Source organism: Streptomyces sp. NPDC046900 (assembly GCF_040644975.1).
GTDB lineage: Bacteria > Actinomycetota > Actinomycetes > Streptomycetales > Streptomycetaceae > Streptomyces.
Map to the genome: position 1 here is coordinate 20,464 of NZ_JBEYXD010000084.1, position 13,619 is coordinate 34,082.

Annotated in this window: 11 protein-coding genes and 3 pseudogenes; 2 read left to right on the forward strand and 12 right to left on the reverse strand. The window is 67.6% G+C overall.

Going from position 1 to position 13,619, the window contains the following annotated elements; translation table 11 throughout:
* Nucleotides 1-2: 2 nt before the first annotated feature.
* The 10 genes and pseudogenes from ABZ904_RS41500 to ABZ904_RS41545 all read right to left on the reverse strand — a co-directional run bounded on the left by ABZ904_RS41500 (nt 3) and on the right by ABZ904_RS41545 (nt 8,973).
* Complete coding sequence (locus ABZ904_RS41500; protein ID WP_361829279.1) at nt 3-1,109, reverse strand: Gfo/Idh/MocA family oxidoreductase; 1,107 nt, start codon at nt 1,107-1,109, stop codon at nt 3-5.
* Between the two features lie 337 nt (nt 1,110-1,446).
* Nucleotides 1,447-1,584 (reverse strand): annotated as a pseudogene (locus ABZ904_RS41505) (IS6 family transposase); the annotation flags it as partial.
* 18 nt (nt 1,585-1,602) lie between these two features.
* Nucleotides 1,603-1,854 (reverse strand): integrase core domain-containing protein, encoded by a 252-nt coding sequence (locus ABZ904_RS41510; protein WP_361829281.1) that lies wholly within the window; start codon nt 1,852-1,854, stop codon nt 1,603-1,605.
* The gene (locus ABZ904_RS41515) at nt 1,740-2,516 is read right to left on the reverse strand and encodes an IS3 family transposase (protein WP_361829283.1); all 777 of its coding nucleotides are present in this window, start codon (nt 2,514-2,516) and stop codon (nt 1,740-1,742) included. Before ABZ904_RS41515 ends, ABZ904_RS41510 begins: the two co-directional genes overlap by 115 nt.
* Entirely contained in the window at nt 2,513-2,830 is a 318-nt protein-coding gene (locus ABZ904_RS41520; RefSeq protein ID WP_361829285.1) for a transposase, read from the reverse strand. The genes ABZ904_RS41515 and ABZ904_RS41520 overlap by 4 nt, the downstream gene beginning before the upstream one ends.
* Nucleotides 2,831-2,886: 56 nt before the next feature.
* Nucleotides 2,887-3,387 (reverse strand): annotated as a pseudogene (locus ABZ904_RS41525) (IS6 family transposase); the annotation flags it as partial.
* Between the two features lie 117 nt (nt 3,388-3,504).
* The gene (locus ABZ904_RS41530; RefSeq protein WP_361829287.1) at nt 3,505-4,374 is read right to left on the reverse strand and encodes a carbohydrate ABC transporter permease; all 870 of its coding nucleotides are present in this window, start codon (nt 4,372-4,374) and stop codon (nt 3,505-3,507) included.
* Complete coding sequence (locus ABZ904_RS41535; RefSeq protein ID WP_361829289.1) at nt 4,371-5,501, reverse strand: sugar ABC transporter permease; 1,131 nt, start codon at nt 5,499-5,501, stop codon at nt 4,371-4,373. The genes ABZ904_RS41530 and ABZ904_RS41535 overlap by 4 nt, the downstream gene beginning before the upstream one ends.
* Nucleotides 5,498-6,736, reverse strand: coding sequence for an extracellular solute-binding protein (locus tag ABZ904_RS41540; protein ID WP_361829291.1), 1,239 nt, complete (start codon nt 6,734-6,736; stop codon nt 5,498-5,500). Before ABZ904_RS41540 ends, ABZ904_RS41535 begins: the two co-directional genes overlap by 4 nt.
* Before the next feature lie 122 nt (nt 6,737-6,858).
* Complete coding sequence (locus tag ABZ904_RS41545) at nt 6,859-8,973, reverse strand: glycogen debranching N-terminal domain-containing protein (RefSeq protein WP_361829293.1); 2,115 nt, start codon at nt 8,971-8,973, stop codon at nt 6,859-6,861.
* 130 nt (nt 8,974-9,103) lie between these two features.
* Between ABZ904_RS41545 and ABZ904_RS41550 the strand changes: the two genes are divergently transcribed.
* Nucleotides 9,104-10,162: a LacI family DNA-binding transcriptional regulator gene (locus tag ABZ904_RS41550; protein WP_361829295.1), complete on the forward strand. Its 1,059-nt coding sequence runs from the start codon at nt 9,104-9,106 to the stop codon at nt 10,160-10,162.
* Between the two features lie 23 nt (nt 10,163-10,185).
* On the opposite strand, the gene ABZ904_RS41555 is transcribed toward ABZ904_RS41550, so the two are convergent.
* Entirely contained in the window at nt 10,186-11,043 is an 858-nt protein-coding gene (locus tag ABZ904_RS41555) for an AraC family transcriptional regulator (RefSeq protein WP_361829297.1), read from the reverse strand.
* Between the two features lie 144 nt (nt 11,044-11,187).
* Between ABZ904_RS41555 and ABZ904_RS41560 the strand changes: the two genes are divergently transcribed.
* Nucleotides 11,188-12,024, forward strand: a complete 837-nt coding sequence (locus ABZ904_RS41560; RefSeq protein ID WP_361829299.1) for a phytanoyl-CoA dioxygenase family protein — start codon at nt 11,188-11,190, stop codon at nt 12,022-12,024.
* Nucleotides 12,025-12,436: 412 nt separating this feature from the next.
* Here ABZ904_RS41560 and ABZ904_RS41565 read toward each other — a convergent pair.
* Nucleotides 12,437-13,450: pseudogene (locus ABZ904_RS41565) on the reverse strand (IS5 family transposase).
* Between the last annotated feature and the right edge of the window lie 169 nt (nt 13,451-13,619).

Sequence of the window (13,619 nt, forward strand, 5' to 3'; positions counted from 1 at the left end):
GCTCAGGCCGGGGTTCCGGAGTCCGCGTCGTTCGGCGTACGCAGTCGGATGGGTGCCGGGCGGCCGGTGCGAGCCGATTCGTACACCGCGCACACGACCGCGAGAGTCGCGGTGGCCTCGGCGACGTTCACCAGGGGCGGGCGCCCGTGGATCACGGCGTCGAGGAAGTCGCGGTATTGCAGGGTGTGGGCGTTGGGGAGCGCCGCGGGGGCGCCCCCTGCGGCGGGGTCCGGCGCTGCGTCCGGCAGGACGAGTCCGGCCTGGTTGCTCTCTCTTCCGGCCCCGTACGCCGCCGCCTCGGGGCTCTCGGCCCCGGCGGCGTGGAAGTATTCCAGGCGATCGTTGTCGATGACTGCGGATCCGCGATCCCCGTGAACCTGTAGCCGTGTGGTCAGGCCCGGGTACGCCGCGGTGGTGCCGTGGATGACGCCCAACGCGCCGCTCGCGAAGCGGATCGTCGCCACCGCGGTGTCCTCGACCTCGATGCCTTGATGCGCCAGACATCCGGTCCAGGCGAACACCTCCACCGGCTCACCGAGCATCCACACCAGAAGGTCGATGGTGTGGATGCCCTGGTTCATCAGGGAGCCACCGCCGTCGAGGAGCCACGTGCCGCGCCAATCCCCCGAGTCGTAGTATCCCTGGCTGCGCCACCAGGCGATGCCGGCGCTTCCGGAGGTTATCCGCCCCAGCTTGCCGTCCTGAACCGCCTGCCGGACGAACTGACTCGCACGATCGAATCGGTGCTGGCTGATCACGCTGACAGTGCGGCCCGTTCGGCGCTCCGCCTCGGCGACCCGCAGTGCCGCGTCGACCTGCACATCGAGTGGCTTCTCCACCATGACGTGCTTGCCGGCCTCCAGCGCGGCAACCGCGAGGCCGACGTGCTGACCGCTGGGTGTGCAGATCGCGACGGCGTCGATGTCTGCCCGGTCCAGGGCGTCGGCGGTCGAGGTCGTCGCCTGCGCGTCGTACCGGGCGGCGAGCTCGCGGGCGCGGTCGGGTATCGGGTCGACGGCGAGTACGAACTCGGCGTGCGGAGCGAGGCTGGTTATGGAGTCCGCGTGTGCCCGGCCGATAACTCCACAGCCGATGACAGCGAAGCGCATGGTGGTGTTCGTCCTTTCGGGATGGGATCCGCGATCAACTGGTGGTGCGAATTCGACGCTCGTGAAGTCCTGGAACCGCTTCGAATGCGGGCCTTGTCCGGTTTCGCCGGTGTTCCCGGCACGGTTCCGTAGCCGTTCCGGATCTGCCGGGCAGGTCAGAATCGGGCGGACAGGCCGGCTGTCGACCGTGATGGTCTGTCCGGTGATGTAGGTGTTGGGCGTTGTCCCGTTGTTGGGTGTGTGGGTGTCTGACGTCGTGTTGGGGTGTGGTGGGGCCTGGGTGCCGGCCTTTTGGTCAGGCTCAGGTGGGCTGGCCGACGGTGCCGGTGATCTGGTCTCAGAGGGTGAAGCGGATGGTCATCTCGAGGCGGTGCTGGGGTGCGGTCATCAGGTGGCGGTGGGGGCGGAAGTGGGGTGAGATGCCGCTGGACGCGGACAGGAACCGTTGCGCTCCGCCGACACTGTCAATCCCCTCGAAACGTGGAGGACTTCCCTATGCTGCTCGGTCCTTCTGATGCGAGCGTGACCGGGCTTCGGTGATGGTTCGTTCGAACTCCACCGGAGGTAGTCCGCCGGCCGCGCTGTGTCGGCGGCGTGTGTTGAAGAAGTCCGCGATCCAGGTCGCGATCTTCAGTCGTGCCTCGGCTCGGGTGGCGAAGCGATGCCGGTGGACGTACTCGACCTTGAGCACGCTGTGGAACGATTCCGCGGCCGCGTTGTCCAGGGCCGAGCCCACGCGCCCCATGACTGCACCACGCCCAGGCGGTCACACAGGCTGTTGTACGCCTCACTCGTATATTCCGAACCGCGGTCCGAGTGGAAGATCACGCCGTCCACGGTGCCGCCGCGCGTCGCGGCTGCCATCTTGAGTGACGCGCTTACCAGGGCCGCATCGTGCCGCTCACCCATCGCGTAGCCCAGTACCCGGCGCGAGAACGCGTCATGGACGGACGCGAGGTAGAGCTTGCCCTCACCGGTCTCGATCTCGGTCATATCGCCCCACCACAAGACGTCCGGAGCGATCGCATCGAACCGGCGGCGCACCAGGTCACGAGCCACCTTCCGTTTGCCCTGCCGGGTCAGGCTCTTGCGCCGGCGCGGGGGCTTGCGACCCTGCAGGCCGAGCCCGGCCATGATCTCGGCGACGGTGTTCTGCGACACCTGCCAGCCCTCGGCCCACAGATCCAGCGTGATCCGCGGCGAGCCGTACGTCCGCCCCGACGCGTTGAAGAAATGGGTGATCCGCTCGGTCAGCGCGGCCCGTCTGACCTCGCGTTTCGTCGGCTGCTCAGGGCGGCTGCGCCATTTGTAGAACCAGGACTCGGACACCCCAAGTGCCCGGCAGGCAACGGTGTGCGGGACGTGGTGCTCGGTCCGCTGGCCGGCGATGAAGCCCGCAACCGTCACTTCGTCGCCTCCTTCACCCAGAGGACCACGGAGCGCTTGAGGACATCGCGCTCCATCCCGATCTCGCTGTTCTCCTTGCGCAGCTGCTTGTTCTCCTCGCGCAGCCTGCGCAGTTCCTCGCGTTCGGATTCGTTCAGCCCGCCCGCGGCCTCCGCGTCCGCGCGGGCCTTGGCCCGGTGGACCCAGGTCTGCAGCGTGCCCTCGTGCACGCCCAGGTCCCGCGCAACCTCCGCGGCCGATTTCCCGGTCTCCATCACGATCCGTACCGCACCCTCACGAAACGGCGCGTCGTACGACCGTCGCTTCCCACCCATGACCCTCAACTTCCCCTTCAGTCACGCCTCCACGCTACGAGGGGAAGGTCAACACCGCGGAAGCCCTTCATGGCGCGTTCGCGTTGTCGCGTCGGCTGGTGGCTGTTCTCGGCCCGGTTGTTCAGTCCCTTGTGGGAGCGGTGCTCGACCGAGGGCGTGACCTCGCGGTGCGCGGCGCCGTAGGAGCGGAGCTTGTCGGTGACGATCACCCGCGGCACCGCACCGGTCTTCTTCATCAGCCGGCGGAAGAACCGCCTGGCCGCGGCCTTGTCCCGCCGCCCCTGGAGGAGGATGTCGAGCACGTTGCCGTCCTGGTCGACAGCCCGCCACAAGTACTTCAGCTCGCCGTTGATCCTGACGAAGACCTCGTCCAGGTGCCACTTGTCCCCCGGTCGGGGCTGACGGCGACGCAGTCCGTCGGCGTGGGCCTGTCCGAACGTGGCACACCAGCGGCGGACCGTCTCGTAGGGGGCGATCACGCCGCGCTGGCGCATCAGCTCCTCCACCTCACGGAACGACAGCGGGAAGCAGAAGTACAGCCACACACAGTGCGAGACCCCTCCACTGGGTACTGGTGACCCCTGTACGACGGCGACACAGACGACACCAGCGATCCCCCCTCCAGCATCATCCCGCCCGCTCAGCCAACGTGACAGCGCCCGGGACAGCAGGGATTACTCCTTGATGGCGCCGGCTCCGGTTCGCATGATGTGGCGCTGGAAGACGAAGAAGACTATGGCGACCGGCACGGTCATGAGTAGCGCGGCGGCGAGCTTGAGTGGGTACTGGCTGCCCGCGCCGAGTTGGCCGCTGACGAGGGAGGCGACGCCGGTGGTCAGCGTGTTGAGCTTCGGGTTTTGCCGAGAGATGATGAAGTGCGACAGTTCGTTCCATGATCCTTGGAATGACAGGATGGTCAGCGTGATGAGCGCGGGTCTGGCCATAGGCAAGACGATCGACCAGTAGGTGCGGAAGATGCCAGCCCCGTCGATGCTTGCTGCTTCCTCGATGCTGCGCGGGATTGACTCGAAGAACTGCTTCATGATGAATACGCCGGCCGCGTCGGCAAGGAGCGGGATGATCATGCCGCTGTAGGAGTCGTATATCCGTAGCTCGTTGAGCACGAGGAATTTGGGGATCATCAGGACGACGCTGGGCACGGCCATCACCGCGATGATCCCGGAGAAGACCGTGCGTCGGCCCGAGAAGCGTAGTCGGGCGAGCGCATAGCCGGCCATCGAGTCGAATACGATGCGTCCTGCGGTCACGCTCAGCGCGACGATCGCGGAGTTTGCGAACCAGCGGAGGAAGTCCTGGTCGTACAGTGCTCGGAACGCGGTGAGCACCCACTGGTGCGGGATGGGATTGAGCGGATGGTTGGACGCGTCGGAGTCGGTCTTGAACGATGAGCCCAGCTCGATCAGGAACGGGAAGATGTAGATGGCCGCGAAGATCAGCAGCGCCATGTAGCTGGCCAGCTTCGCGAGCGGCCGCATCTCGCCGGGACGGTATGGTCGTCGGCGAGTCCGGACGGTCAGCGTCATGAGCGGGTCCTCGGTGTCAGCGCGCGTGCGTACCGCCGTTGCTGCCGCTTCTCTCTGGCTGTGTCTCGGTCACGCAGCAGCCAGCGCTGGCCGATGGTCAGGATCACGATGATCGCGAACAAGATGAACGATATTGCGGCGCCTTGTCCCCATTGATCGTTGACGAATGAGGTTTGGTAGGAGAGATACGCCGGGGTCAATGTCGTATTGGCCGGGTTTCCCTGGCTGATGATGTAGATCTGGTCGAATACCTGCCAGGTGCCGATCAGTTCCAGCGTCAATACGAGGAAGAGCGTCGGGCGCAGCATCGGCAATGTGATCAGCCGCAGTCGTTGCCACGCGGTGGTGCCGTCCAATATGGCAGCCTCCTCGATCTCTTCGGATATGTTCTGCAGCGCGGCAAGGAACATCAGCATGAACGTCCCGCTCGCCGTCCAAACTGTGAGGATGATGATCGCGGTCATGGCCACGCTCGGTCCGGCGAGCCAGTCCCACCAAGACAGCCCGAACATGCCGTGATCGGCCAGCGCGCTAGGTGCCGTAGGAATGCCGGCCGCACTCAGGATGATGTGCACCAGCCCGTCCGGGTCGGCGAACCAGTTCGGCCCGTGAACGCCCAGGTAGGCGATAAGCGCGTTCACCATGCCGCTTCCGCTGAACATGAAGGTGAATACGACGGATATAGCGACGGAGCTCGTCACCGAGGGAAAGTAGTAAGCCATCCGGAAGAAGCCCCGCGCGGCCAGCCGCTTGTTTTTGAGCACCACTGCGAGAACCAGCGACAGCGCGGTCAGCGACGGCATCACGAGGAGTACGAAATAGATGTTGTTGCGCAGGCTGAGCATCAAGTCTTCGCGGGCAAGACCCGTCTGGGCGAGCAGGGCGGCGTAGTTCCTCGTGCCGGCGTAGTGCACGCCGCCGCTGAACGGACTGCCCTGGCCCGACCAATCGCTGACGCTGACCCACGCGGCCATCAGGATCGGTACGAGCAAGAACACCGTGATCAGCACGATCGCCGGCGCGACGAACAGCCATCCGGCTATGCCCTCCCGGCGACGCACGCCGCGTCGCCGGGAGGGCGTAGCCGTCCGTGCGCCGCGGCGCGCACGCTCGGTGACGACCGTCACTTGTTCTGTCCGATCAGGGTTTGCAGGTTGGTCTGCACGCTGGCCAGCAGGGTCTTGGGGTCGCTGGTGGCCAGTTGGGCCAGCTTTGAGTCGAAGTCGGCGATCGCCTCTTGGGCACCAGGCAGTGCGATGTCCGGGTGGGCGTCGGCGGCGTCGGCGAAGGCTTGGTCCGCGGGGAATTCCTTGGCCCACTGGGCACTCGCCGACTGCCGTGGCGGTATCGGGCCGAACGCCTTGGCGAAGGTGAGCTCCTGCCCGGGCTTAGTGAGGAAGTCCACGAACTTCTCGGCCGCGGCGGTGTGTGCCCCGTTGGCGGGGATGCCCCAGCAGTTGGTGAACGCCAGCGTCCCCCTGTCGCCGCCGGGGCCTGCCGGCAGTGGGTAGACCTGGTACTTCACGCTCGGGAAGTCGCTGCTCATCGCCCCGGTAAGCCAGGGTCCGGTGATGATCATGGAGGCCTTGTTCTTGCCGAACGCCTCGCCTTCCCAGCCGGAGTCGAGCTGCGTGGGCAGCTTCAGGACGCCCTCGTTCATCAGCTTCTTCAGGAAGGTCAGGGCCTGCACGTTCTGCGGACTGTCGATGACCGCCTGGGTCCCGTTGGCGTTGAGGATGGAGCCGCCGGCCTGGTAGAGGAACTCATCCATGCCAGAGTGACTGGGTGGCAGCGACAGCCCGGCGCGACCGCTGGTGGTGAGCTTTTTGGCGACCTGCTCGAGCTGGGCCCAGGTGGTGGGGACATCCTTGGTGGTCAGTCCGGCCTGCGTCCAGTCGTCCTTCCGGACGACCAAAGCGAGGCTGCCCCAGTCCTTCGGCATGCAGTAGAACCTGCTTTTGTAGGTGAACGCCTGCCGCAGCGGCTGGTAGAAGTCGTTCACGTCGGACCGCTTCTGCGCGTACGCGTCCAGCGAGCCTCGCTTGGCATAGTTCTGGAACGTTGCGGGATCGAGGTAGAACAGGTCCGGCGGCTTGTTCGCCGCGAAACCCTGGCTCAGCTGCTGTGTCTGGTTCTGCGAGGGCATGACCGTGACCTTGATGCCGGTCTGCTTGGTGTAGGCGGCGGCGGCGTTCTTGACCGCTGTGGTCTCGGCCGGGCCGCTCGAGCCGAACAGCAGGGTGAGCGGGCCCTTGTCCGTTCCTTGGGCGCTCGAGTGCGTCGAGTTGTTGAAGCTGCTGCCGCAGCCGGCCAACAACAGCGCACTCATCGCCATGAAGGTGACTGTGAGTCTCGTCTTCATGTCCGTCTCCTCAGGACGTGTCGTAGGAGGTGAAGCTCAAACAGGAGTGGAATGTGGTCGGTATGGCCGCCGTCCCGGAGCGGTGGGGCGGGCATTCGGGAACGGTGCCCGCCCGGTGACGACTATGCGCCGAGGTGCACGGTCAATCCGTCCGGTGCCTGTACGTTGGCCATGCCGTCCGCAGCGATGCTGATCTCCAGTGGCTGGCCGGCGACTTCAAGCCCGGCAATGTGCAGTGGCCTGAGGTTCGCGGGCAACTGCGGGTCGAGCGTGAGCGTGCCGTTCGGGACGTCCGCGCTCAGGCCTAGCAGCGCCTGCAGCACGAGCATGGCCGAGGTGGCCGCCCACGCCTGTGGGCGGCAGGCTGCCGGATACGGGGCAGGGCGGTGCCCGGTATCGGTGCCGTAACCGGCGAAGAGCTCCGGCAGCCGGGCATCGAAAGCGCCCGATGCGCGGATCAGCCCGACTGCGAGCGCCGCCGCCGTTTCGGGGTGGCCGGCGCGGGTCAGGCCGTGCACGGCGATCGCCGTGTCGTGCGGCCAGACGGAACCAATGTGGTAGCCGAGCGGGTTGAAGCCGCCGCAGTCGCTGCTGAGGGTGCGCAGGCCGAAGCCGGAGTCGAGGTCAGGACCAGCGAGGCGCTGGGCAAGCAGGGCGCTCTCGGCGTGGTCGAGCAGCCCGGTGCCGAGCAGGTGGCCGAAGCCGGAGGTGATGGAGTCGGCCGGGCGCTTGTCGCGGTCGAGGGCGACGGCGGGATACGGGCCGCGCTCGTCTTCCACCCAGAAGGCGCTGCGGAAGCGGGACTTGAGTCGTTCGGCCCACTCTTCCCACTCGTCGGCTCCCGGCCTGGCGAAGGCGCGCAGCAGGGCGGCGCCGCCGCGGGCGGCCTCGTAGGCGTAGGCCTGCACCTCGCACAGCGCGATCGGTGGCTCGGCGAGGCGGCCGTCGCGGAAGCGAATGGAGTCGCCGGAGTCCTTCCAGCCCTGGTTGGCCAGGCCGCGGCCGGTGGTGTCAATGTACTCCAGGAAGCCGTCGCCGTCGGCGTCGCCGTGGTCGCGCATCCACCCCAGCGCCGCCTCGGCGTGCGGCAGCAGCGCCTCGACCTGGGCCGGGTCCAGTCCCCAGCGCCAGGCGTCGTGCAGGAGGGTGACCCACAGGGGTGTGGCGTCAACGGTGCCGTAGTAGACCGGCGGCAGGTCGAGGGAGTGCTCGGGCAGCCGCAGGCTGGCGCGGCGGACCTCGTGCAGGATCTTGCCCGGCTGCTCCTGGGTGATTGGGTCCGTGGTGCAGCCCTGGCGGCGGGCGAGGACGCGCAGAGTGGAGGCGGCCAGGCCGGTGCCGAGCGGCAGCAGCATCCGCGCCGCCCACAGCGAGTCTCGGCCGAAGAGGGTGGCAAACCATGGGGCGCCGGCGGCGAGGAAAACATCCTCGCGGTGGTCAGGGTCAGAGAGCAACAGCCTCTGCAGGTCGGCGTGGGACTGATGCAGCCAGTTGTCGAAGCGGCGGTCGGCGCTACGCAGACGCGGGGTCCGCCACGGGGTGTCCTCGGTGGTGGGGGCGGGGAACGGTTCGCCCTCGGCGTCCTCGGCGGTGCACACCAACTCCGCCTCCCAGTTCGCGCCCGGGGCGAGCGTGATGTCGTAGTGCAGCTGTCCGCTCTCCGCACTCGCCTGGATGCCCGTAGGCATGGGGCTGCCCGTCAGGCGTACCTGCACGGTCTGGTCCCCCCACAACAGCGCGGCGCCCGTGGCCACCTCCACCGTGGCGGGCACAGGGCCCATTGGTCTGCCCGACTTGACCTGTTCCATCGTGGCCAGGTCGGTTCCGGCGGTAAGCGTGAGTCGGATCCGGGCCGGGATGCGGCCGGGGTTGAGCACGCTCAGCGACTCCGTCAGTCGGCCCGGCGCGGTGGTGCGCCGCCGCTCCAGCACCACCGCGGGGTCGGCGGTCGTCTCGGCGACTCCGCGCAGCACCGTGCGGAACAGGGCACGGTCCGCGCCCTCGACGCCGCCCGCGATGGGAGCCGCGTGGACGCGGTCGGCGGTGATCTCCAGGCGGGCGAGAGCGCGGCGTTCACCGTGATAGAAGCCGTCCGCGCCCTCGCGTAGCTGCCCGTCGGGGCGGGAGACGGTGAAGCTCGGCGCGTGCAGGGTGATGCAGCTGTCGTGCAGGAAAGGCTGCAGTCCCCACGCGGTGGCATGCCCTGGGACGGCTTCCTCCGGGATCTTGAGACTCATGTTGCAGAAGAGACCAATCTCTGAGGCATTAGATCGTTCCAAGGACTGTAGATACAGCTCATGGCACGAGACAATCCCTTGGAACGCTATAATTCACTGACTTTCGACAACGAGACCTTCAGGAGGCGCGGTGGCGAGGGCGCAACTACCGCACGAGCGGGCCGGTACGGCCCAAAAGGTCACGCTGGTCATGGTCGCGCACCGTGCCGGGGTGTCTCCGCAGACCGTCTCCAACGCCATCAACTCACCGAACCTGCTGCGCCCCGACACCCTTCAGCGGGTACGGCGGGCGATCGACGCCCTCGGCTACCGCCCCCACCGCGCCGCCCAGAGCCTGCGCACCCGCTCCAGCAAGCTCATCGGCTACGCCATCAAGCCGGTCCCGCCGGACACATCGAACCCCGTCATGGACGGCTTCCTACATGCCTTGTCGCAGACCGCCGACGACTCCGGCCACCGCATCCTGCTGTTCGCCGCTCCCGACGGCCCGACAGAACTGGACGCCTACCAGGAACTGTTGGACACCTACAGCGTCGACGGCTTCGTACTCAGCGGCACCACCCATGGCGATCCGCGCCAGCCATGGCTGGCCAAGCGCTCGGTGCCCTTCGCTGCGTTCGGCCGCATGTGGTCGGGCCGGCAAGTCGGCGACTGGGTGGACGTCGACGGCGCCGCCGGCACAGCCGCCGCGGTCGAGCACCTGGTGACCCAGGGTCACAAGAAGATCGCCTTCCTCGGCTGGCCACGCGGCTCCGGCGCCGGCGACGACCGCGCAACCGGATGGAAGCGGGCCATGCAACGCCACGGCCTACCGGTGCGCGGCCGGCACGCCGAGACATTCGACGACGTCGAACTATCCCGCGTCGCCGCAGGTCCTCTTCTCGACGCCGGTGCGACCGCCGTGGTCGCTGCCAGCGACACCCTGGCCGTCGGCTGCTACCGGGCGCTGGCCGACCGCGGCCTGACGCCCGGTGAGGATGTTGTGGTCACCGGTTTCGACGACACCCCAGCCGCCCGCCTGCTGACCCCGCCACTGACCAGCGTGACGCAGCCTCTCGGCGCCGCAGGGCGGGAGTGCGTGCGGTTGCTGCTAGCTCGCATCGCCGACCCCGACCGCGAGCCCGAGCGCTTGCTGCTCGCCCCCGAACTCGTCGTTCGGGCCTCCTCGACGGCCTGGACTCGCGCCTGATCCGCTCCCTGCCGTCGCAGCGGTCAGGCGGGGCTTGCTTGTTGGTGTGCAGCCCGGTATTCCGTCGGCCGGAGTCCCTTTAGCTCGCGGAAGCGGCGGTTGAAGTTGGAGAGGTTCCGGTAGCCGCTGCGGACGGCGACCTCTGTGACTGGCAGGGAGGTGGTGGTCAGCAGGGAGCATGCGGTCTCCACCCGTAGCTGGTTGACGTAGTCGGTGAGCGTGCGGCCCATGGCCCGGCGGAAGAAGCGGCTGAAGGATGTCGACGACATGTGTACCAGCGCAGCCACCTGCTCCTGGTGCACCGGCTCAGTGTGGGTCTGCTGGAGGTGGCGGCACACGGCGTCGATGCGGTCGCGCACGGCGGTGCTGGGGGCGGGGGCGTATCCGGGGCCGGTGATCGGCATGGCCGTAGCGTCCGCGGCGAGATAGCGCAGCGTGTCGAGGAGCGCCACGGTCTGGGCCGCGGCATCGAGGCAGGGCAGCTGGGTCAGGAGCGCGTGCACCTCGCCCGGGACGCTGCCGAAGTGGAGGCCGAGGGCGGAGCGGGCCAGCAGGCCGGCGAGCGTACGGAATTGGGGCAGGGCAAAGAAGTCCGTGCCGAGGAAGTCGTAGCGGAACTGCGCCACCGCTGCCTCGGCCATTCCCTCGTACGGCTCGGAGGCGAAAGTGTGCGGAAGGTCCGGGCCGAGCAAGACTAGATCGCCGGGGTAGTAGCGCTCCACAGTGGTACCCACATAGCGCGTGCCTACGCCCTCGGTGATGAGTGTGAGCTCGTACTCCCGATGGTGATGCCAGGCGAAGTCGAAGACCTCCTGGCGGCGGATGAAGCAGGTGAACGTGGTCCCGTCGGGTATGCCGGGCTGCTCGTAGCGTGGCCTCACGCGGTCAACCTAGCCTCGACGACGGCACGCGTAAATGACAACTGAGTACCAGAAATGGGCAATCACGGTGGTGGTGGCGCCACTCCCATCCTGCGACGGTGGACACCGGCAATCCGCCCCATGACGTATGAGGAGCAAGGCCACATGACCACGACGACGCAAGCACCGGCATGCGAGTTGGATGTCCCCTACGAGGGCCTGGCCCCAACCGCGACCGCCGACTTCAACCGCGACGGCTTCGTCCACCTGTCCGGCGTGCTGTCCCCGGAGACGATCGCACAGTACGAGCCGACGATCACCTCCGAGGTGATCCGGCTGAACACCCAACACGTGCCGCTGTCGGAGCGCGACACCTACGGCAAGGCGTTCCTGCAAGTGACGAACCTGTGGCGGGAGAACGAGAAGGTCAAGCGGCTCGTCTTCTCCAAGCGGCTGGCCGGCATCGCCGCGAAGCTCATCGGCGTACACGCCGTGCGCCTCTATCATGACCAGGCCTTGTATAAGGAGCCCAGCGGTGGCATAACCCCCTGGCACGCCGACCAGTACTACTGGCCGCTGTCCTCTGACCGTTGCCTGACGATCTGGCTGCCGTTGCAGGAGACGCCCCTCGAGATGGGTCCGCTCGCCTTCGCCCGCAGCAGCCACAACTACTCCTACAACCGCGACCTGCCCATCTCCGACGAGTCCGAGGCACGGCTGAAGCAGGCCCTGGCCGAGCAGAACTTCGAGGACGTCGTCGAGCCCTTCGCCCTCGGAGACGCCAGCTTCCACCGCGGGTGGACCTTCCACCATGCAGGCCCGAACCGCGACACGGTGCCGCGCCGCGTGATCACCGTGATCTACATGGATGCCGACATCCGGGTCGCCGAGCCCACCAATGACAACCAGGCCGGCGACCGCAATTGGATGCCCGGCACGCAGGCCGGCCAGGTCCCGGACACGCCGCTGAACCCCGTGCTGTACGACAGCCGGACCGCCTGACGGACCTCCACACAAGGCGCCCGGCCCCACCTGCCGGGCGCCCCCGTACACCTCCCCCCTGCCCGCAGTAGATCCCAGCGCCGCACGCAAGGTCGATCCGTGGGAACCCAGCCCCGCAGGCCTGATGCGTGCTCGGACGTTGGACAGGAACCGGGTGAACGTCGAAGGGCGCGACCCTCGGTGATCATATCGACGTGATCGTGAAGGCCGCGCCGCATGCCATCCTGCCCGACCCTGCCCGTCGCACATCAACTCGTTGACCAACTGGGCATCGGCCAGATGAGTTGTGTGCACCGGAATGGCTGCCATCGCTGCTGGACGCGGTTCGCGTTATGCCCGACCCGCGTACCTCGCACCGGGTCACGCACACCTGGCCGATGCTGGTCGGCCTAGGGCCTGTTCTGAGTTCTGATCATTGGGCGGGTCGCAGGCTGCGCAGCCAGATGACGGCACCCCGCAGGTGCAGCCCGGCCTCGTAGCTGCGCGGCCTCACAGTCATAGCGCGTGGCCAGCCCCCGCCACTCCTTGATCTTGTTGATGGCGCGTTCGACGGTGTTGCGCTCCTTGTACAGCGCCGCATCGTGGCCGACGGGACGACCGCCGTGCGGGCCCTTCTTCTTGCGGTTTGCCGCCTGGTCTGCCTTCTCCGGGATCACGGCTCGGATCTTGCGCCGGCGCAGGTAGTTGCGGTTGCGGCGGGAGGAGTACGCCTTGTCCCCGGCCACAGCGTCCGGCCGGGTTCGGGGTCGGCCGACCCGGCCCCGCACCTTGATTTTGTCCACGACCTCGGCGAAGCGGGGGCTGTCGGCGGCCTGGCCGGGCGTGAGCACGAAAGACAAGGGGCGGCAGCGCCGGTCGGCCGAGACGTGGGTTTCGGTGGTCAGCCCGCCGCGTGAGCGACCGAGGTCCGCGGTGCGCAGTCGCGCCTGGCGGAGGCGGCGTACACGACGACGTTCCTCCCGGGCTCGCGCCTCGCCGGCCTCGGCCGGATCTTCGGCCAGGGCTATCGCGGCGTTTTGCCCGGTTGGTGAAGCCCCTTTTCCTCCTCCACCGCCTGCGCTAGTTCGTCCAGCAGTTCCGGATCGACGCGCATCCCGGCCGCGTGGTGGTGCGCGCGGGCCACGGTGGAGTCCACGCTGACCAGCGAGAGATCCACCTGGCCGCGGGCCGCCGCCTCGGCGATCATGCCGTCCATCAGCGCCTGGAAGACGCCCGCCTTCGCCCACTGCTCGAAGCGCCCGTACACGGTCGACCAGGAGCCGTAGCGCTCGGGGATATCGCGCCACGGGCTCCCGGTGCGGAACCGCCACATGACCGCGTTGAACTGCCGTCGCACCGCCTCCGGGTCGTACGGTCCGCGCCCGCCTACCGGCAGGAACGGCTCGACCAGGGCCCACTCATCGTCCGCCAGATCGCCTCGTGCCACGGCCAGTTGTCTACAGCGAAGCGGAGGCACGGCGCAGCCGATCAGCCGAACTTGATCGAAACTCAGAACAGGCCCTAGGGCGCGTATTTGGTTGTGATCAACAGGTCGTCCGGGTGAGGTCCTTGAGCCAGATCATTGAGGCGCGCAGGTGGAGGCCGGCGAGGTAGCT